Below are 286 nucleotides of genomic sequence, written 5' to 3'. Positions count from 1 at the left end.
GTGCCTCATCCTTTCTTAGAGTTACTGACTAATTACTCTGTTGTTACGCTTATATTCCTTGTGGAATAGGTAAAGCGCGTGCCAATTCGTGCGCCACTTGTTGCGCTGCTGTTGGCAAGTCTGTCGCAGGAAGCGGTAGATTTTGTAGCGTCAGATGCCAGTCGTCTACTTCTCGGCGCAAATGTGCCACCCAAAGGGTAATGCAATCACGCGGTAGCTGTTTTAAGTTGACCTCAAACGAGCGGTTGCCTTCATCATCACTTAAGTGAATCTCACCTTTTTTTAC

The 286-nt window shown here is 46.9% G+C and carries 1 pseudogene; it reads right to left on the bottom strand.

Features of this window, described 5'->3' with window-relative positions:
- Positions 1-49: 49 nt before the first annotated feature.
- A pseudogene (locus CAN34_RS13920) lies at positions 50-286 on the bottom strand (hypothetical protein); the annotation flags it as partial.

The organism is Psychrobacter sp. DAB_AL32B (assembly GCF_002224105.1).
GTDB lineage: Bacteria > Pseudomonadota > Gammaproteobacteria > Pseudomonadales > Moraxellaceae > Psychrobacter.
The sequence above is the reverse complement of the archived record's forward strand: the minus strand, read 5'-3'. Positions and strand labels throughout refer to the sequence as shown.